We start from the raw sequence: 17792 nt of genomic DNA, 5'->3' as shown, positions 1-17792 counted from the left end.
CGAAAGGTTCTTGGCATGGACACTTCCCGTCAATGCGGCTGCTTGCTACGAAAGTTGTGGCAGAGAACCTGCTAAAGGAGGTTCCATGAGACGTTCCCGACTTGTCGTATTCGTCAGCTCAGTCCTCCTCGCCCTCGGCGCCACCCTCACCGGGGCGGGCGCCGCGCAGGGATCCCAACTCGCCGCCACCGGCGGCTATGTGGCCCTCGGCGACTCCTACTCCTCCGGCGTCGGCGCGGGGAGCTACCTCAGCTCCAGCGGCGCCTGCAAGCGCAGCACCAAGGCGTACCCGTACCTATGGAACGCCGCCCACGCCCCCGCCTCCTTCACCTTCGCGGCTTGTTCGGGAGCCCGTACGGGTGATGTCCTGGCGAGTCAGCTCGGCGGCCTGAACTCCTCCACCGGCCTCGTCTCGATCACCATCGGCGGCAACGACGCCGGCTTCGCCGACGTCATGACGACCTGTGTCACCAGCTCCGACAGCGGCTGCCTGAGCCGCATCGCCACCGCCCGGGCCTACGTCGACTCGACGCTCCCCGGCAAACTCGACGGCGTCTACTCGGCGATCAGCTCCCGGGCTCCGCACGCACGCGTCGTCGTCATCGGCTACCCCCGCTTCTACCGGGTCGGCGCCCTGTGCCTCGGCCTGTCCGACACCAAGCGCTCCGCCATCAACGGCGCGGCCGACTACCTCGACGCCGCCGTGGCCCGGCGGGCCGCCGCCCACGGCTTCGTCTTCGGCGACGTCCGCACCCCGTTCAGCGGCCATGAGATCTGCTCCGGCAGCTCCTGGCTGCACAGCCTCGACCTGCTGAACATCGGCGAGTCCTACCACCCGACCGCCTCCGGGCACTCGGGCGGCTACCTCCCGGTCCTCACCAGCGCGGCCTGACCGCCCGCCCCCGGCTCACTCGGACGGAGACGAGGAGGGGGAGGCCCCGCCCGACGGGGTCTCCGTCTCGCAGGTCACCGAGAACGGCACCGGCTGCGACGTCGCCTTCACCGGATCGCGCACCTCGACGGCGATGGAGTTGCGATAGGTGCCGCTCTCGGCGTACGTCGACACGATCACCTTGTCCTGCTTCGACTTCCCGCCGCCCGAGGGGAAGTCGAGCGTCTTCCAGGTCTGCCCGGACAGCTCGCCGTCCTTCGTCACCCAGCGGTAGGACACCGTCGCGGGCAGCCGCCCCACCGTGATCGTCGCGGTGAACGAGGGCGCGTCGGAGTCCTGCGGCGGGCACACGCCGGTGTAGTCCGTGTGGGAGCCGGCGACGGCGACCGAGACCGTCTGCTCCGGCGCGGCGGACGACGGGCTCCCGCTCGGGCTCGGGCTCGGCGACGCCGCGGCCGACTCGCTCGTCTCACGCTGCGGCGCGGGCGAACTCACCGCCTCCGAGGCGCTGTTCGTGACGTCGCCGGAATCGCCCTTGTCGCCGTCGTTCCGGTGCAGCAGCCCGTACGTCAGTCCCGCGACCGCCAGCGCCAGCACCGCGACACCCGCGACGAGGAGCACACCGGCCCGCCGGCCCCGGTCCGGCTCCGCCGGAGAGGGCGACCGCCCCGGCGCGCCGCCGGGTCCCGTCGCCCACGGCTGCGGCGCGGTCGGGCCCGTGGCGCCCGCGGAACCGTGCCGGAAGGGTTCGGCGCGGGTCGGCGCCGTCGGCGGAAAGGGCGCGTACGCCCCGCGGGCCGTACCGGGATCGCCGGAAGCGGAGGGCGTGCCCCCGGCCGCGACCAGCCGCAGGTCCCGCTCGGCCCGGTCGGCGGGCAGCCGTTCGGCCGGGTCCTTGCGCAGCAGGCCCTCGATGACCGGCGCGAGCGGTCCCGCGCGCCGCGGCGGCGGCAGCTCCTCGTCGACGACCGCCCGGAGCGTGCTCAGCGGAGTGTCGTACCGGAAGGGGGAGTTGCCCTCGACCGCCGCGTACAGCAGCACGCCGAGCGACCACAGGTCCGACTCGGGCCCCGGCGTACGGCCCAGCGCGCGCTCCGGCGCGAGGAACTCGGGGGAGCCGATGACCTCGCCCGTCATGGTCAGCGCGGAGGTGCCCTCGACGGTGGCGATGCCGAAGTCGGTGAGCACCACCCGGCCGTCGTTCGACATCAGCACGTTGGCCGGTTTGACGTCCCGGTGCAGCACGCCCGCCTCATGGGCGGCCCGCAGCGCGGCCAGCACCTCGGCGCCGATGTGCGCGACCCGCGCGGGGTCGAGCGGCCCCTCGGCGTCGAGCAGTTCGGCCAGCGAGATGCCGTGCACGATCTCCATGACGATCCAGGGCCGCCCGTCCTGGACGGCCACGTCGTACACGGTGACGACGTTGCGGTTCGCGACCCGGGCGGCCGCCCAGGCCTCGCGCTCGAGCCGGGCGTACAGGCGCTCGACGTCGGCGGCGGCCAGACCGTGCGGCGCGCGCACCTCCTTGACCGCGACCTCACGGTGCAGCACCTCGTCCCGGGCCCGCCACACCGTGCCCATGCCGCCTTCGCCGAGCGGCGTCAGCAGACGGTAGCGGCCCGCGATCAGACGTTCACTGCCCGGTTCTTCGGACACCGCGCCCCCATTTCGCTCTTCGCATCCGGGCGAAAACCTCCGCAACCCCACCAACGTAGCTCAGCTCAGTACGGATGCGGCCCCCCTGAGCACCAGTCCGGCGCCGAGGACCACCACGAGGAACGCGGACCACAGGGGCAGGTTGCGCCGCACGGTCGCCACGGCCGGGTGGGCCGTCCAGCGCGGCTGCCGGTCCAGCAGGCGGGTCGCCCCCGCGCCGAGCCGGACGACGGCGAACCCGGCGGCGGTCAGGGTCAGCGCGAGGCCGACGCCGTACGCGACGACGAGCAGCAGCCCGAACCAGGCCTGCCCGAGCGCGGCCGCGCCGACCAGCACGACGACCGCCGACGGGCTGGGCACCATGCCGCCGGCGAACCCGAGCAGGAGCGTGCCGCGCAGGGTGGGGGCGACGGCATGGGTGTGGGTGTGGCCGCCGTGGGTGTGGGTGTGGGTGTGCCCGTGGTCGTGGTCGTGGTCGGGTCCGTGTGCGTGACCGTCTTCGTGCCGGCGCTCGTGCCCGTGCTCGTGCGGACGGCCGTGGCCGTGACCGGGTTCGTGGCTGTGGCCGTGCCCGTGGCCGTCCGCGTCCTCGGGGACGGGATGCGCATGGGTGTGCGCAGTGGTGGCCCCGACCAGGGCGAGTTGACGGTCCGCGGCTCTCGCGGGCTCGCGGTCGGGCGAGTGACCGTCCTGCGGGTGCGGGTGCGGGTGCGGGTGCGGGTGGGTGTGGCCGTGCGCGGTGCCGCCCCGGCCGCGCCAGGCGCGGCGGGCCAGGGTCACGCCGGCGAAGAGCACCAGCGCGCCGCTCGCCAGCCCCAGCCAGGCGATCACCGAGGGCGCCGCGGCCGAACCGGCGGTGACGAGGAGGCCCAGGGCGACGACGCCGAGCGTGTGCGTGACGGTGACCGACGCGGCGAGCGGCAGCACGTCCTTCATCCGCGCCCGGCCGCCGCGGGCGGCCGCCGTCGCGGCCATGATGGTCTTGCCGTGCCCGGGGGCGACCGCGTGCAGCGCGCCGAGACCGACGGCGATCACCAGGGCCAGCGCGGCGAAGCCGAGCGTGAGGTGCTGCCGGGCGACCAGGTCGTCCAGGGCCCGTGTCCAGCGGTCGGCGCCCCGCGGCAGCACGGAGGCGGCCGGAGCGTCCCGGTCCTGCTCGACGAGCGCCGCGCCACCCGGCCGCACCCGCACGGACGCGGTCGACGTGTCCGCCGGAGAGGAGAGCAACTCCTTCGGATAGCTGGTCAGTTCGCCCGACAGCGACTTCTCCGGGACGTCGGACGCGGTGAGCGTCATCCGGTCGCCGCGCGCGGTGATCTCCCGCCAGCCGGGCCCGGAGGAGACGCCCGCGCTGTGGAAGCCGACGGATACGGAGTCCCCGGCGGCGACGTCGGACAGCGGGGCGGTCAGCCGGCACTCGACGCGCAGCGTGTCGAGCCCCGCCTGACCGGGCCGCACGGACGCCTTGCCCGCGCCCGCGGAAAGGGCCACGGCGCGGCCGTCGACGGTGAGCCTGCTCCCGGAGGCGGCCGTCGCACAGCGCTCCCGAGCCCAGGCGTCCATCCCGAGCCGCTCGATGTCCGGCTTCGCCTGGGTCGCCGGGATCTCGGCGAGGTCCTCGACGTGGTCGACGCGCAGCTGCCCCGGGGCGGCGACGAGGCCGTCGTAGCGGTTGACGGTGAAGTTGCCGAGCGGGTGCGCGCTCGCGCCGGTGGAAGGGACCAGCACGAGCGCGCAGCCGGCCGTGAGCACGGCCGCGCAAGAGGCGAACAGACGACGGGTGCTCACTTGCCCGCCTCCAGCGTCTTGAGGGCCGCGCGGGCCTGACGGGCGCCCAGCGGCGAGAACCCGGGGTTCAGCTTCAGCGCGGCGGACAGATGCGTCCGGGCGTCGGCCCGGTGGCCGGTGGCCTGCTCGATCATGCCGCGGTGGTAGAGGAAGGCCGCGTTGCGGTAGCCGGTGGCCGTGGCCTGCCGGGCGTAGGGGAGGGCCTCGGCGTCCTTGCCGTCGACGTGCAGGGCCCAGGCGAGGGCGTCCGCCGTGTGCACGGTGTGCCGGCGGGACCAGTCGTCGCGGGCCGCGCGCAGGGCCGTGGCCCGGTCGCCGTGGTCGGCGGCGGCGAGCGCGGTGTCCAGGTCGGCGTTGACGCCGTTGGCACGGGCGATCGCGGTCCACGCGTCGACGAGCGTGTACTGCTCCCCGGCCTTCGCACGGTCTGCGGCGCCGCCCCGGGCCTCGTACAGCTCGCCCAGCTCCACCAGCGGTGCGGGGAGCGGATAACGGGCGACGATCAGCTCCAGCCCCTTGACGGCCTCGGCCTGCCGTCCGCTCGCGGCCTGCGCGCGGGCTCGGCCCTCGAGTGCGGGGAGGTAGTTCTCGTCGGCGGCGAGGGCGCGGGCGTAGTGGGTGAGGGCGGTGGCGTAGTCGCCCTGGTTCCACGCGAGTTGGCCCAGCTGGGCGGCGACGTAGGCGATGTCGCCGGGCGAGGTGGCCGCGGTGAGCGCCCGCTCCAGGACCCGGCGGGCGGTGGCGACGTCGCCGCGCAGCTCGTGGACGTAGGCGTAGCGGGTGAACACCGGTACGCCGGGCCGCCGTCGGTCGGCGACGCGCACGGCCGCCTCGGCCTCGTCGTAGCGGCCCAGCTCGACGAGGGCGTCGACACGGGAGCACAGCGCCCGCTCGTTGTAGGGGTTCTGCTCCAGGACCCGGTCGGCCAGCTTCAGGGCGTTCGCGAAGTCGTGCCGGGCGGCGGCGAGGGCGGCCCGGCCGGCCAGCGCCTCGTCGTTGTCGGGACGCAGGGAGAGGGAACGCTTCAGCGCCTGCTCGGCCTGCGGGTAACGGGAGGGGTCGCCCTTGGTGCGGGCCTGCTCGACGTAGGCCAGCCCCAGGGTGGCCCAGCCACCGAAGTCCCTCGGCTGGACGCGCAGATGACCTTGCAGGGCGGTGATGCTCGCGTCGAGGTCGCCGCCGGCGAGGAGGCCGGGGGAGACCGCGGCGGCGGTCGACACGGGCATGTCCCGTCCCTCGTGGGCCGCGCCGAACGCGATCGCCCCGGCGGTCAGCGCCACGGCCAGCATGGCGGCGCAGGCGGTGAGCTGGGCGGCCCGCCAGCGACGCCCCGCGGCCCCCGCCCGCCGCACGGCGACGACCCGCTCGTCGACCGCGCCCCCGCCACCGGCCTCCGCGGCGGCGAGGTCATCGGCACCGGCGGGGGCCTGCGCACCGGCGGGCGCCTCCGCATCTGCGTCAGCGGTCGCGCCGGCGGCGTCTCGCGCACCGGGCCCGGTCGCGTCCGTGTCGGCCTGCGAACCGGCGAGGGCACGCGCGTCCGCATCTGCGCCCGCGCCCGCGTCCGTGGCGACGGCGCTCTCAGCGGTCGTGCCGGACTGCGGGGTGGCCGTCGTCCCCGGTGCGGCCCCGGTCGCGTGCCGCGGGCCGGAGGCCTCCGCGGAGGCGGGGGCGGCGGTCGGCGCCGGCTGTTCCCGGTGCGGGGCCGGTGCACCGCAGTCCGGTTCGCCGGTGACCGGCGCCGGTCGGGCGCAGACCGGTGGGGTGTGCTCCGGTTCGCCGTCGTTCGTCCGCGCGGACATGCCCTCTCCTAGGTCGCCTGGGGTGGTTCCGTCTGCTCACGTGGGGGCGGCGCGGCCCGCGCCGTGGGGGATGAATACGCGGGCCGCGCCAGTCGGTGGGACAGGGCCGGGGAGCGCAGGATTCTCCCCGGCCCGTTCAGGGGGAGGGCCTAGTAGGCCCGCCGCCGGCCACGCCACCACATCAGGCCGCCGCCGATGAGGAGGATGCCCGCCGCGCCCGCGCCCGCGGAGGATGCGATCAGCGTGGTGTTGTCGGTCGAGCCCGTGAGGGCGTCGCCGAGCTGGCTGCGGACGTCGGCGCCGCTCTTGGCGCTCGCGCCGCGCGAGCCCTCGGTGGGCAGGGCGACGTAGGGGAAGGACTTCTCGAAGCCCTTGTCGTTCTTGTCGACCGCGTCGCCCAGGTCGTTCTTGGAGCCCACCAGTTCGCCCTCGACGACCTGGAGCGAGGCGTCGATCACGTCGTCCGTGAGGCGGCGGCCGTTCGGGAAGCCCGCGTTGTCACCGTCGAGGACGCCCAGCCGCTTCGGGTGCATGGACGGCTTGATCGAGGTGTTGAGGCGCAGCTCCTCCGAAGGCGTCACGTACGGCGGCTGGTTGAGGCCCTTGACGCCCTTCAGGAACACGTCGACGAGGTCGTTGCGCGGCTCGGCCGGCGCCTTGATCTTGTAGATCGCCTCGATGAGCTTGGGCAGCTCCGGGTTGGTGACGTTCTTCAGGAACTGGCCGTCGTCCTTGGGCTGGGACGCGTTGAACCGGTCCTTGTCCTTGATCGGGTTGACGACCTCGTTGACCAGCGGGTTGCCCAGCCGGGAGACCTGCGAGTAGTAGCCCTGGGCGTTCTGGCGCTGGGTCGTCGACCAGATGCCGACGATCGGCTGGTGCTTCGACTCGGCGATCATGTCGCTCGGGAGCTGAAGCGCGATGGAGTTGACGTTGTAGCCCTTGAGCGTGTCGTTGCCGACCTCGGAGAGGTCGCCGCCGTAGAGCAGGTCGAAGACGCGCAGGTCCAGGAAGAACGGGTCGTCGGCCTGGCCGGCGAACGTCTTCGCGCCGTTGGGCAGCTTGTAGATCGCCTGGTCGCGCAGCTTCTTGTAGTTCGGCATCGACGCCTTGCCCACGTTCGACGGCGCCACCGGCACGTCGTCCGCGATCTTCGTCTTGTGCTCGACCTTCCCCTTCTTCAGCTTGAGCAGCTCGAGGTCGTACGTCTGCGTCACGTTCAGGTCGGGGTCGTACAGACTGTCGACGGCTCCGGTGTTGTAGAGGAACGTCTTCTTGTTCTTCGTGTGCGTCTTGAACGTGTAACGGAAGGTCAGGTCCTCCTTCGCGTCGCCGTTGTTGTCGATGTGCAGGTCGTACTGGGCGTCCTCGGCGAACGGGAAGAAGTTCGGGCCGCCCGCGGGCTCCTCGAACGGGATCCAGTTCGCGACGATCGTCGTCGTGTCCGGGTGGTCCGGGCTGACGAACGCGTACACGTCGGTGTTGTCGTACTGCGGGGTGCCCGAGATGAGAGGAGCCTCCCGGTGGCTGGAGGCGTAGGCGGCCCCCGGGGCCAACGTGGCGGCGCCGGCGGCTGCGAGCCCCCCGGCGGCCAGCGCACCGCATATGAGGGTCGCGACGCTCCTGCGTCCGTTGCCGCTCCTGGAGAAAGCTGTCATGCCGTCCGTCCTCTGTGCCAAGTTGCCTGACGGACAGTGATACGGAGCGGAGGGCGGGTTCGGATTGGTCCGGAGCGAAAAACTTTTTCTTTCCTGATCACCCGCGTTTTCGCCGCTCGGATCCGTACACATCCACCGGAGGTGTGTTCGTTTGCGGATGCCTGGTGTGACGGGACGGCCCGGGTGCGGGGGGCGCAGGGAGGGGGACGGCATGGAGGCGGACGAGCTTCTGGTGCTCGTGGCGGGGGGCGACCAGCGGGCCTTCGAACGGCTCTACGCCCTCGTCTCCGGACCGGTGTTCGGACTCGTGCGCCGGGTCGTCCGCGATCCCGCGCAGTCCGAGGAAGTCGCCCAGGAGGTGCTCCTGGAGGCCTGGCGCTCCGCGGGCCGCTTCGACCCGAACCGCGGCAGCGCCCTGTCCTGGATCCTCACCCTCGCCCACCGCCGCGCCGTCGACCGGGTGCGCAGCGCCCGCGCGGCCGTCGACCGGGAGCAGCGTGAGGCCTCCCGCTACCACGACCCCGCGTTCGACCAGGTGGCCGAGGAGGTCGAGGCGGGCCTGGAACGCCAGTTGGTCCGCCGCTGCCTGAACCGGCTGACGGAGCTTCAGCGTCAGTCCGTCACCCTCGCCTACTACGACGGTTACACGTACCGTGAGGTGGCCGACCGGCTGTCCCTGCCGCTGGGCACGGTGAAGACACGGATGCGTGACGGGCTCACGCGGCTGCGCGGCTGCCTGGGAGGCGCCGCATGAGTCTGCTCGGCCTGTTCCGCCGCGAGGACCCGCACTCGCTGGCCGCCCCCTACGCGCTGGACGCCCTCGAGACCGACGAGCGCCGCCGTTTCGAAAGACATCTCAAGGGCTGCGACCGCTGCTCCGCCGAGGTGCGGGAGCTGGCCGAGGACGCCGTGCGGCTGGCCTGGTCGGCGGCCGCCCCGCCGCCGGCCGCGATGCGCGAGCGGGTTCTGGCCGCCGTCCAGCGCACCCCGCAGGAGGCGTCGCGCGCGCCGGTGCGCGAGCACGCGCCCCAACTGCCCCCGCACGTCTGGGGCGCGCAGCCGCCGCCCCGCCGCTCCGGCGGCAGCTCCCACGCGTCCGGGCGCGGCGGGAAGCCCCGCGCGCGCCGTCCGCTGTTCGTGCCGCTGGTGACGGCCACGGCCGCCGCGGCCCTCGTGGTGGCGTCGCTCTTCGCCGTCCAGGCCGGGCGGACCCAGGACCGGCTGGACGCCGAGCGCGCCCAGGCACGTGAGATCGCCCACGTTCTCGCGGCTCCGGACGCGCGGGCGGGCAACGGGAAGGACGCCGAGGGCCGGAGTATCGGAGTGATCGCTTCCGTTTCGGAGGGGCGGGCGATCGTCACCTTGAGCGGATACGACGCGTTGCCCGCCGGGCGGGCGCATCAGCTGTGGCTCATGCGCCCGAACGCGCAACCGCGCTCCCTCGGGCTCTTCGCGGGCGACACGCCCCTGGTCGCCACCGGTCTCGACCGGGCGGCCACGTCACTCGCTGTGACCGTCGAGCCGGCCGCCGGATCGCCACAGCCCACTACTCAGCCGGTTGTCCAACTCACCCTGAAATCGGTTGGATTCGGAGAGTGATCGGAGAGGCGTCGTCAACCTCCTTACGGGGAAGGTGAATCAGGTGAGCTCGATACACGGGTGCCGCGACGGGGCGATAGGGTTACCCTGCCCGGGCCGGGTGGACTCGTACGGGTGGGGAGTGACATGGAACAGATAACGATGCACAGCAGGGCGCGGGTCCCTGCGATCACCTGCGGGAGCAGCGCGACGAGTTCGCGTCTGGACCGCCATCTCTCGGTGCTGGCGGGTCCCGCCGTCCCGCAGCGGGAGACGGCCGAGGCGACCTCGCTGATGCGGGAGCTGACCGCGCGTGAGCCCGTGCGCGACCACGGTTCCGGCAGGACGACGCGGGCCAGGGTCAGCCGCGTCTCGCTCTTCGCGCCACTGCGCCGACTGCGCCGTTCGCTCTTCGGCGGTCACCGGCACTGACCCGCCGGCACGTCGTCATGTACTGAGTCCCGCGCTCAGGCGGCCACACCGTCCCGGCGCAGCGCTGCGATCTCCTCGTCCGTCATCCCCACGGCACGCAGCAGCGCTTCGGTGTGCTCCCCGAGCGCGGGCACGTCCCCCATGCGTGCCTCCGCCCCGCCCGGCAGCGTGATCGGGGGCAGCAGCGCCCGCAGCGGTCCGACCGGCGTCCCCACCTCCCGCCAGCGGTCGCGCGCCGCGAGCTGGGGATGCTCGGCCAGTTCGTGCAGATCCCGCAGCCGCGCGCAGGCGATGCCCGCCGCCTCCAGTCGCGCCAGCGCCTCGTCGGCGTCCAGCGCGCCCAGCGCCCGCGCCACCAGGGCGTCGGTGCGCTCCCGGTTCCGCACCCGTGCCGCGTTCGTGGCGTACGCCGGATCGGTCCCCAACGCGGGCTGCCCGAGGACTTGTTCGGCCAGCCGCCGCCACTCACGGTCGTTCTGCACCGACAGCAGCACCCGGCCGCCGTCGGCCGTCGCGTAGGCGTCGTAGGGCGCGATCACCGCGTGCGCGAGACCGGTGCGGGCCGGGGCGGACCCGCCGTGCATCGTGTGGTGCAGGGGGTGGCCCATCCACTCCGCGAGCGCCTCCAGCATCGACACCTCCACCGGGCCGCCGCGTCCGGTGACGCCCCGCCGCACCAGAGCCGCCAGGGCGCCGGAGAAGGCGTACATGGCCGCCGCGACGTCCGCCGCCGGGATCCCCGCCTTCACCGGCTGCTCGGGCGTGCCGGTCACCGACACCAGGCCCGCCTCGCACTGTACGAGCATGTCGTAGGCCCGCTTGCCCGCGTAGGGGCCGGCCGGCCCGTACCCGGAGATGTCGACGGCGACCAGCCGCGGGTGCGCCGCGCACAGGGTGGCCGCGTCCAGGCCGAGCCGGGCCGCGGCGCCCTGCGCCAGGTTCTGCACGAACACGTCGGCGCCCGAGATCAGCCGCCGTACGACGTCCAGGCCGCGCGGGTCCTTCAGGTCCAGCGCGACGGACTCCTTGCCCCGGTTGCACCACACGAAGTGCGAGGCGAGACCGCCGGCGGCGGTGTCGTAGCCGCGCGCGAAGTCGCCGCCGTCGATCCGCTCGACCTTGATCACCCGGGCGCCGAGGTCGGCGAGCTGCCGGGTCGCGAACGGCGCCGCGACGGCCTGCTCGACGGCGACCACCGTGAGGCCCTCGAGGGGCAGGGGCTGCTGCGGGGGAAGGGGCGGCGGCGAGGGCCGGAGGGGCTGGTCCATGGAAGGGATCATGACCCCTGACCGGCGGCCCTGTCAGCAGCCCCCGCTCACCGGCGTCGACAGGCCCCGCCGGCACCCCGCACGCCGATCCGGACGACGGGCCCTAGCCTTCGCCCCGCGCGTACCGCCGTACGGCGAGCGGCGCGAAGACCGCGAGCAGCAGGACGCACCAGGCCAGCGACCCGGCCACCGGATGCGCCACGGGCCAGGCGGAGTGCGGGGGGACGGGCGCGTTGCCGAACAGGTCCCGCAGGGCCGTGGTCACCGCGCTGAGCGGGTTCCACTCGGCGAGCGTGCGCAGCCAGCCCGGCAGGCCGTCGGTCGGGATGTAGGCGTTGGACATCAGGGGCAGCAGGAACGTCGCGCTGCCCAGCTGGCCGGCCGCCTCCTCGCTGCGCGAGAGCAGCCCGAGGTGGATCCCGGTCCAGGTGCAGGCGAACCGGAAGAGCAGCAGCAGGCCCAGCGCGCCGGCCGCGGCCGCGGCCGAGCCCTCCACCCGCCAGCCGACGGCCAGCGCCACCAGGAGGAAGGGCGCCGTCCCGGCCGCGGTGACGACGAGGTCGGCCGCGGCCTGTCCGAGCGGCACCGCCGCCCGGCTCACCGGCAGCGTGCGCAGCCGGTCCGTCACCCCGCGGTGGACGTCCTGGGCCGCCTGGAACATCCCGGTCATGATCCCGTTGGCGGCGGTGGCCACCAGCAGGCCCGGCACGAGGAAGGACCGGTACTCCTCGCCGGGCATCGACAGGGCGCTGCCGAAGAAGTAGCCGAAGAACAGCAGCATGGTGATCGGCATGCTCTGGGTGAGGATCACCAGCGCCGGGTTGTTGCGGACCCGCAGCAGTTGCCGGCCCAGTATGGCCGTTCCGTCGTACGTGAGGGCGGCGGCGCTCATGCGGCGATCTCCTGTTCGGCCGTGAGGTGCAGGAACACCTCGTCGAGGGTCGGGGGGCGCAGTGTCGCGTCGAGCAGCGGCACGCCCGCCGCGTCGAGTTCGCGCACCAGGCGGGGCAGGGTGAGCGTGGTGTCGCGGGAGACCGCGCCGACGCTGGCGCGGGCCGGGTCCGGCGCGGCTTCGGCGCCCGTGATCCGGGCCAGCGCCGCGGCCGCCCTCGGCAGGGCCGCCGGATCCGCGACGACGGCTTCGGCGTAGGAGCCGATCGACGCCTTGAGGTGCCGGGGCGAACCGGTGTGCGCGACGCGGCCGCGGTCCACGAGGGCTATGTCGTCGGCGAGTCGGTCGGCCTCCTCCAGGTACTGGGTGGTCAGCAGGACCGTCGTGCCGTCCCGCCCGAGTTCGCGCACGGCGTCGTGGACCTCGCCCCGGCCGGCCGGGTCCAGTCCGGTGGTCGGCTCGTCGAGGAAGAGGACTCGGGGCCGGCGGATCAGGGCGGCGGCGAGGTCCAGGCGACGGCGCATGCCGCCCGAGTAGGTGGCGGCGGACCGGTCGGCGGCCTCGTCCAGCCCGAACCGGGCGAGCAGGTCGTCGGCGCGCGCCGCCGGACCGCGCACCCGGTGCAGACGGGCGAAGAGCCGCAGGTTCTGCCGCCCGGTGAGGTCCCCGTCCACCGTGGCGTACTGCCCGACGACGCTGATGGCGCCGCGCACGGCCGCGGCCTCCCGGACCAGGTCGTGGCCGGCGATCCTGGCCGAGCCCGCGTCGGGGCGCAGCAACGTGGTCAGCAGCCGGACCGCCGTGGTCTTGCCCGCGCCGTTGGGTCCGAGGAGCGCGCAGACCGTGCCGCGCGGGACGGCGAGGTCGAGGCCGCGCAGGGCGCGCACCTCGCCGAACCGCTTCTCCAGACCTTCACTAAGTACATCGTACGTAGAAGTCATGCCGCGACCATAGCGCACTACGTACGGTGTACGTAACTACCATGGTGGCCGAGGTGATGTTTCGATGGCGGGCCGAGCGGCCGTACCCGAAGTGATCTGGGCCCGTCCCGAGCGGACGGGCCGCGGACCCAGACCCGCGTACACGCGCGCCGACATCGCGGCGGCCGCCGTGCGCACGGCCGACGAGGGCGGCCTCGACGCCGTGTCCATGCGGCACGTCGCCGCCGCCCTGGGCTGCGGGACCATGTCGCTGTACAACTACGTCCCCCGCAAGGAGGACCTCTACGAACTGATGGTGGACGCCGTCAGCGGCGAGCACGAGCTGTGGGAGCCCGGCGGGGACTGGCGGGCGGACATGCGCCGGGTCGCCCACGACACCCGGGCCCTGATGCGCCGCCACCCCTGGCTGCCCAAGCTCATGTCACCGGCCTACGGGTTCAGCCCCAACGCCCTGCGCTACCTGGAGCACTGTCTCGCCTGCCTGGATCCGCTGGACATGAAGTACGGCATGAAACTCCAGCTCGTCGCCATGCTCAACGCGGTCGTGACGACCTATGTGGCGAGCGAGCTGGCCACCGCCGAGCGGGTCCGCTCCCTGCCCTGGTCGGAGGAGCAGGAGAACGCGGTGCGGATCGCCTACCTGGGGAGCCAGGTGGCCGGCGGGGCGTTCCCGCGGATGGCGGCGGCGTTCACGGAGGACGCGGGGCCCATCGACCTGGAGGCGGTGTTCGCGACGGCCGTGGACCGGGTGCTGGACGGCTTCGTGCCCCGGGGGTGACCCTCACAGCAGCGCGAACTGGCCCTCCGGGCCCTCCTCGTGATGGTCCAGCACGGTCGCCGGGCGGCGCGCGGAGGCCGGCACCGGCAGCACGCCCGCCGCGCGCAGCTCCGCCGCGGTGAGGGCGTCGGGCACCGTCCATCGCGCCTGCCGCACGCGGACCTCGGCCAGCAGCGTCAACACGGTGACCAGCTCCAGGAGTTCGGACGTCCAGGCCTGCTGCCAGGCCGCCGGCCGGATCGCCGCGAGGCCGCCCGGCCCGGCGTCCCGCGCGGTGCGCGCCGCGAACCACCGCTCCAGCACCCGCTCCCCGCCGGTCTCGAAGTCCCAGGCCTCCGGCGGAACGGGGGAGATGCGGCCCTCGTCGAGGTGGAGGGTCTCGGCGTCGCGGTCGTAGCGCAGGGTCAGCGGGCGGGACGGGAGCGGGGCACGGACGTAGGGCCGGCGCCCGCCGGGCAGCCGCGGGCGCTCGCCGTCGCGGCGCAGCAGCCACAGCGCGCGCCGGCCCGAGGCCACGCCCTCGGCCCAGAACCCGGGGTCCCGGGTCAGCGGGACGGTCAGATCGGGGCGGACGGCGGTCAGGGTCCAGGCCAGGAAGTCCACCGGGTCGTCGGAGAGGCCGAGCCGGCGCAGCAGGTCCGGCAGGCCCGGCGCGAGGTTGGGTTCCTCGCCGCCGGGCCGCCGGTACAGGGGCCGGATCCGGCCGGGCCGCACCAGCGGCAGCAGCGACGTCACCAGCAGGGGCGGCTCGGGCGTCTCCACCACGAAGACCTGCCGTTCGTCCGCGACCCGCCACAGCTCGGGGCGGGCCGCGTCGATGAGGCGCTGGTCGGGGATCAGCCACTGCTCGTCGAAGGGCGCGGCCAGTACCCGGACCGGCTCGGGGCACGGGCCCGAGGCGCGCGCCAGCCTGCGCGTCCCGCCCCGCGGGCCGGGCAGCTGTCCCACCGCCGAGTGCAGGGTGCGCGAGCGCGTCGGCTCGAAGAGGGCCTCGCGGTCCGCGCCTTCGGCCTTCAGCAGCGCGTCCCAACGGGCCTTCAGGGACGCCGGGTCGGGCGCCGTCGGCCACCCCCGGCCGAGCCGCGGCGGTGCGACGGACCACGGCATGAGGTCCGCCAGCGGCGGAGCGTCGTCGTGCGTCACGCCGGGCATCGTACGACGGCTCGCGGACCGCGCGGCACGGCTCGTCACGTCGCGTCGAGCGTGACCGTGAACGAGAAGCGGTCGCCCCGGTAGTGGATGACGGCCGCGTCGAGCACCCGGCCCTCGGCGTCGTGCGTGACCCCCGTGTAGTGCAGGATCGGGCTGAGCAGCGGGACCTGGAGCAGCCGTGCCGTCTCCGGGTCCGCCAGCCGCGCCTCCACGGTGTCGGTGATCCTGCCGATGTCCGCGCCGACGACGTCCCGCAGCACCTTCGTCATGGGCCAGCGGACCAGGTCGTCGGGGTCGATGAGGGCGGCCAGCTCGGGGCGGACGTAGTTGCGGGCGTGGTTGGTGGGCTCGCCCGTCTCCTCGTCGCTTCTGAGGCGGTGGTAGGCCGCCACCTCGGCCAGGTCCGGGAAGTGCTCGGCGACCTCGGCGGGGACGGCCGTGCGGCCGTGCTCCAGCAGCTCGGTCGTCATGCCGGACTGCTGGGCCACGATCGCGTCGACCGAGCCCAGCAGCCGCACCGGGGCCCCGCGCCGGGCCGTCGGCTCGATGAACGTGCCCCGGCGCCGGTGCCGGGTGATCAGCCCCTCGTCCTCCAGCTCCTTCAGCGCCTGCCGCATGGTCAGCACGCTCACCCCGTAGTGCCCGGCCAGCTGTTCCTCGGTGGGCAGCCGGAGCGGGTCGCGGGGCGAGCGGCCCAGTATCGAGGCGCGCAGCGACTGCGACACCTGGTACCAGAGCGGCAGCTTGCGGGTGAGGACGATCGAGTCCGGGGCGAAGGAGGTCACGGGCTATCCGTACCGGTCGGCACCGTTCAGTGCAATGTGCCGTCGGCGGGCCGGAAGTGCCGTTCGAGGCCCTGCCAGACGTCGTCGTAGCGCTGCTGCAGATGGTCGGCGCGTGCGGCCTGCGGGGTGAGGACGAGCGGCCAGCGCGTCTCGAACATGAACGCCAGCCCGTCGTCGACGCGCTGCGGCCGCAGCTCGGCGGCGCTGGCGCGGTCGAAGGTCTCCCGGTCCGGGCCGTGCGCCGACATCATGTTGTGCAGCGAACCGCCGCCCGGCACGAAGCCCCCCTTGCCGGCCGTCTTGGCGTCGTACGCGCCCTGGATCAGGCCCATGTACTCGCTCATCACGTTGCGGTGGAAGTACGGCGGCCGAAAGGTGTCCTCGCCGACCAGCCAGCGCGGCGCGAACACCACGAAGTCGACGCCGGCCAGCCCGGGGGTGTCCGAGGGGGAGGTCAGCACGGTGAAGATCGACGGGTCCGGGTGGTCGTAGGAGATCGTCCCGATGACGTTGAAGCGGCGCAGGTCGTACACGTACGGCGTCAGGTTGCCGTGCCAGGCCACGACGTCGAGCGGGGAGTGGCCGTAGGTCGCGCTCCACAGGTGGCCGCAGAACTTGTTGACCACCTCGACCGGGCCCTCGACGTCCTCGTAGGCGGCGACGGGCGCGCGGAAGTCGCGGGGGTTGGCGAGCCCGTTGGCGCCGATCGGCCCGAGGTCGGGGAGGCGGAAGAGCGCGCCGTAGTTCTCGCAGACGTAGCCGCGCGCGGAGGCGTCCAGCAGGTCGACGCGGAAGCGGACCCCGCGCGGGATCAGCGCCACCTCGCCGGGCCCGGCGTGCAGCAGCCCGAACTCCGTGCGCAGCAGCAGCCCGCCCTCCTCGGGGACGATCAGCAGCTCGCCGTCCGCGCTGCTGAAGACGCGCTCCATGGAGGCGTTCGCGTGGTAGAGGTGCACGGCCATGCCGGAGCGCTGGGCCGCGTCGCCGTTGCCGCCGAGCGTCCACAGGCCGGCGAGGAAGTCCGTGCCGGCGGGCGGCTCGGGCAGCGGGTCCCAGCGCAGCCGGTTGGGGTCGGGGACGGTCTGCGCGAAGGGACCGGTGCGGATAGCGCCGTCACCGCACCGGGTGAACGCCGGATGCGCGGCCGAGGGACGGATCCGGTACAGCCACGAGCGGCGGTTGTGGGCGCGCGGCTCGGTGAACGCCGTGCCGCTGAGCTGCTCCGCGTACAGGCCGAGAGGCGCCCGCTGGGGGGAGTTGCGGCCCTCCGGCAGGGCGCCCGGCACCGCCTCGGAGGCGTGCTCGTTGCCGAACCCGGAGAGGTAGGCCAGCCCCTCGGCCGTCTTGCGTGCGTCCCCGCTGCTCATCATGGCTCCCTTGCCGACTGAATCCTGTGCATCACCGTAGGATTGCGGTTTCCCGGATGCAAGAGGGCCGGGACTCCTCCTCTCGGAGGACGATCACGGCGGGCCCGGAACCAGACTTCAGGGGGACCCGCGGGCCGCACCGTTGCTCTAGTGTCCCGATCATGTCGTGGACGCGCACCCTTCCCGCCGCGCTCGCGGTCTGTGTCCTGCTGCTGACCGGATCCGTGGGCTGCGGCTCCGGCGGTACACGGGACGCCGGGGAGACGGACTCTCCCGCGCCCGCGGGCAAGGTGCTGGACCACACCGACGACGACGGGCGCCACTACCGCGAGGTGGCGAAGAAGGGCGCCCCCGAGGTCGGCGTGGAGGTCCAGCCGGACGCCGCCCGCGGCGGCTGGGACGTGCGCGTGAAGCTGGCGCGGTTCACGCTCTCGCCGTCGGGAACGGCGCAGAAAGCGGTCGCCGGCCGCGGTGTCGCCCGGCTCTACGTCGACGGCCAGCAGGTCGCCGACCTGCGCAGACCCTCGTACCGCATCCCGGCCGGCTACCTCCCGCACGGCACCCACGAGGTCACCGTCCGCCTCTACGCCGACGACACGACGGTGTGGGCGGTGGAGGGCAGGCCGGTGGAGGCCACGGCGGACGTCACGGCGTCGGAGCGGTCGCCGGCCGCGTCCGCGCCCGCCTCGCCGTCCCGACCGCCGTCGCCCTGAGCGCGTCGTCCTGGGCGCGTCGGGCTGAGTGCGGCGGGCGCTTTTGCTCGTACACAGGGGCGAGGTTCACCTCGACGCGGGGGAAAGGCA

16 protein-coding genes are annotated in these 17792 nt (G+C 73.9%); 6 read left to right on the top strand and 10 right to left on the bottom strand.

The window, feature by feature from the left end:
- Nucleotides 1–85: 85 nt before the first annotated feature.
- Complete coding sequence (locus ACGFSH_RS23115) at nucleotides 86–892, top strand: SGNH/GDSL hydrolase family protein (protein WP_393351501.1); 807 nt, start codon at nucleotides 86–88, stop codon at nucleotides 890–892.
- 15 nt (nucleotides 893–907) lie between these two features.
- Here ACGFSH_RS23115 and ACGFSH_RS23110 read toward each other — a convergent pair whose 3' ends face one another.
- From ACGFSH_RS23110 to ACGFSH_RS23095, 4 genes are all read right to left on the bottom strand, one after another.
- Nucleotides 908–2548: a protein kinase gene (locus ACGFSH_RS23110; protein WP_393351499.1), complete on the bottom strand. Its 1641-nt coding sequence runs from the start codon at nucleotides 2546–2548 to the stop codon at nucleotides 908–910.
- Nucleotides 2549–2608: 60 nt separating this feature from the next.
- Entirely contained in the window at nucleotides 2609–4336 is a 1728-nt protein-coding gene (locus ACGFSH_RS23105; RefSeq protein WP_393351497.1) for a nickel transporter, read from the bottom strand.
- Nucleotides 4333–6138 carry a tetratricopeptide repeat protein gene (locus ACGFSH_RS23100; protein WP_393351495.1) on the bottom strand — a complete coding sequence of 602 codons (1806 nt, stop codon included), beginning with the start codon at nucleotides 6136–6138 and terminating at the stop codon, nucleotides 4333–4335. The genes ACGFSH_RS23105 and ACGFSH_RS23100 overlap by 4 nt, the downstream gene beginning before the upstream one ends.
- A 149-nt stretch (nucleotides 6139–6287) precedes the next feature.
- Nucleotides 6288–7796 carry a DUF4331 domain-containing protein gene (locus ACGFSH_RS23095; protein WP_393351494.1) on the bottom strand — a complete coding sequence of 503 codons (1509 nt, stop codon included), beginning with the start codon at nucleotides 7794–7796 and terminating at the stop codon, nucleotides 6288–6290.
- A gap of 211 nt (nucleotides 7797–8007) precedes the next feature.
- On the opposite strand from ACGFSH_RS23095, the gene ACGFSH_RS23090 reads away from it, so the two are divergent.
- The 3 genes from ACGFSH_RS23090 (at nucleotide 8008) to ACGFSH_RS23080 (ending at nucleotide 9806) form a co-directional block, all read left to right on the top strand.
- On the top strand, nucleotides 8008–8550 hold the full coding sequence (locus ACGFSH_RS23090; RefSeq protein WP_393351492.1) for a sigma-70 family RNA polymerase sigma factor: 543 nt from the start codon (nucleotides 8008–8010) through the stop codon (nucleotides 8548–8550).
- A complete protein-coding gene (locus ACGFSH_RS23085) occupies nucleotides 8547–9395 on the top strand; it encodes an anti-sigma factor domain-containing protein (protein WP_393351490.1) in 849 nt (282 codons plus the stop codon). Before ACGFSH_RS23090 ends, ACGFSH_RS23085 begins: the two co-directional genes overlap by 4 nt.
- A 126-nt stretch (nucleotides 9396–9521) precedes the next feature.
- The gene (locus ACGFSH_RS23080; RefSeq protein ID WP_393351489.1) at nucleotides 9522–9806 is read left to right on the top strand and encodes a hypothetical protein; all 285 of its coding nucleotides are present in this window, start codon (nucleotides 9522–9524) and stop codon (nucleotides 9804–9806) included.
- Nucleotides 9807–9841: 35 nt separating this feature from the next.
- Here the strand turns inward: ACGFSH_RS23080 and ACGFSH_RS23075 are convergent, their stop codons facing one another.
- From ACGFSH_RS23075 to ACGFSH_RS23065, 3 genes are all read right to left on the bottom strand, one after another.
- Entirely contained in the window at nucleotides 9842–11074 is a 1233-nt protein-coding gene (locus ACGFSH_RS23075) for a CaiB/BaiF CoA transferase family protein (RefSeq protein ID WP_393351487.1), read from the bottom strand.
- A gap of 103 nt (nucleotides 11075–11177) precedes the next feature.
- Nucleotides 11178–11966, bottom strand: a complete 789-nt coding sequence (locus ACGFSH_RS23070; RefSeq protein WP_393351485.1) for an ABC transporter permease — start codon at nucleotides 11964–11966, stop codon at nucleotides 11178–11180.
- Nucleotides 11963–12907 carry an ATP-binding cassette domain-containing protein gene (locus tag ACGFSH_RS23065; RefSeq protein WP_393351483.1) on the bottom strand — a complete coding sequence of 315 codons (945 nt, stop codon included), beginning with the start codon at nucleotides 12905–12907 and terminating at the stop codon, nucleotides 11963–11965. Before ACGFSH_RS23065 ends, ACGFSH_RS23070 begins: the two co-directional genes overlap by 4 nt.
- A 64-nt stretch (nucleotides 12908–12971) precedes the next feature.
- On the opposite strand from ACGFSH_RS23065, the gene ACGFSH_RS23060 reads away from it, so the two are divergent.
- Nucleotides 12972–13685 (top strand): TetR/AcrR family transcriptional regulator, encoded by a 714-nt coding sequence (locus tag ACGFSH_RS23060; protein ID WP_393351481.1) that lies wholly within the window; start codon nucleotides 12972–12974, stop codon nucleotides 13683–13685.
- Between the two features lie 3 nt (nucleotides 13686–13688).
- On the opposite strand, the gene ACGFSH_RS23055 is transcribed toward ACGFSH_RS23060, so the two are convergent.
- From ACGFSH_RS23055 to hmgA, 3 genes are read right to left on the bottom strand one after another with little or no spacing between them, the layout of a single operon-like run.
- Entirely contained in the window at nucleotides 13689–14837 is a 1149-nt protein-coding gene (locus ACGFSH_RS23055; RefSeq protein WP_393351478.1) for a type ISP restriction/modification enzyme, read from the bottom strand.
- Between the two features lie 35 nt (nucleotides 14838–14872).
- Entirely contained in the window at nucleotides 14873–15622 is a 750-nt protein-coding gene (locus ACGFSH_RS23050) for a GntR family transcriptional regulator (protein ID WP_393351477.1), read from the bottom strand.
- Between the two features lie 26 nt (nucleotides 15623–15648).
- Nucleotides 15649–16992 carry a homogentisate 1,2-dioxygenase gene (gene hmgA / locus ACGFSH_RS23045; protein ID WP_393351475.1) on the bottom strand — a complete coding sequence of 448 codons (1344 nt, stop codon included), beginning with the start codon at nucleotides 16990–16992 and terminating at the stop codon, nucleotides 15649–15651.
- Nucleotides 16993–17150: 158 nt separating this feature from the next.
- Here hmgA and ACGFSH_RS23040 point away from each other — a divergent pair, with 158 nt between their 5' ends.
- Nucleotides 17151–17702 carry a hypothetical protein gene (locus ACGFSH_RS23040; protein WP_393351472.1) on the top strand — a complete coding sequence of 184 codons (552 nt, stop codon included), beginning with the start codon at nucleotides 17151–17153 and terminating at the stop codon, nucleotides 17700–17702.
- The last annotated feature ends 90 nt before the right edge of the window (nucleotides 17703–17792 follow it).

The sequence above is a fragment of the Streptomyces sp. NPDC048481 genome, assembly GCF_043200075.1.
Lineage (GTDB): Bacteria > Actinomycetota > Actinomycetes > Streptomycetales > Streptomycetaceae > Streptomyces.
This window is presented reverse-complemented; position numbering and strand designations above follow the sequence as displayed.

Coding starts and splice junctions, on each gene's coding strand:
- ACGFSH_RS23085 (WP_393351490.1), top strand. CDS start 8,547: ATGAGTCTGCTCGGCCTGTTCCGCCGCGAGGACCCGCACTCGCTGGCC.
- ACGFSH_RS23080 (WP_393351489.1), top strand. CDS start 9,522: ATGGAACAGATAACGATGCACAGCAGGGCGCGGGTCCCTGCGATCACC.
- ACGFSH_RS23070 (WP_393351485.1), bottom strand. CDS start 11,966: ATGAGCGCCGCCGCCCTCACGTACGACGGAACGGCCATACTGGGCCGG.
- ACGFSH_RS23060 (WP_393351481.1), top strand. CDS start 12,972: ATGGCGGGCCGAGCGGCCGTACCCGAAGTGATCTGGGCCCGTCCCGAG.
- ACGFSH_RS23095 (WP_393351494.1), bottom strand. CDS start 7,796: ATGACAGCTTTCTCCAGGAGCGGCAACGGACGCAGGAGCGTCGCGACC.
- ACGFSH_RS23065 (WP_393351483.1), bottom strand. CDS start 12,907: ATGACTTCTACGTACGATGTACTTAGTGAAGGTCTGGAGAAGCGGTTC.
- ACGFSH_RS23075 (WP_393351487.1), bottom strand. CDS start 11,074: ATGGACCAGCCCCTCCGGCCCTCGCCGCCGCCCCTTCCCCCGCAGCAG.
- ACGFSH_RS23090 (WP_393351492.1), top strand. CDS start 8,008: ATGGAGGCGGACGAGCTTCTGGTGCTCGTGGCGGGGGGCGACCAGCGG.
- ACGFSH_RS23055 (WP_393351478.1), bottom strand. CDS start 14,837: ATGCCCGGCGTGACGCACGACGACGCTCCGCCGCTGGCGGACCTCATG.
- hmgA (WP_393351475.1), bottom strand. CDS start 16,992: ATGATGAGCAGCGGGGACGCACGCAAGACGGCCGAGGGGCTGGCCTAC.
- ACGFSH_RS23100 (WP_393351495.1), bottom strand. CDS start 6,138: ATGTCCGCGCGGACGAACGACGGCGAACCGGAGCACACCCCACCGGTC.
- ACGFSH_RS23115 (WP_393351501.1), top strand. CDS start 86: ATGAGACGTTCCCGACTTGTCGTATTCGTCAGCTCAGTCCTCCTCGCC.
- ACGFSH_RS23040 (WP_393351472.1), top strand. CDS start 17,151: ATGTCGTGGACGCGCACCCTTCCCGCCGCGCTCGCGGTCTGTGTCCTG.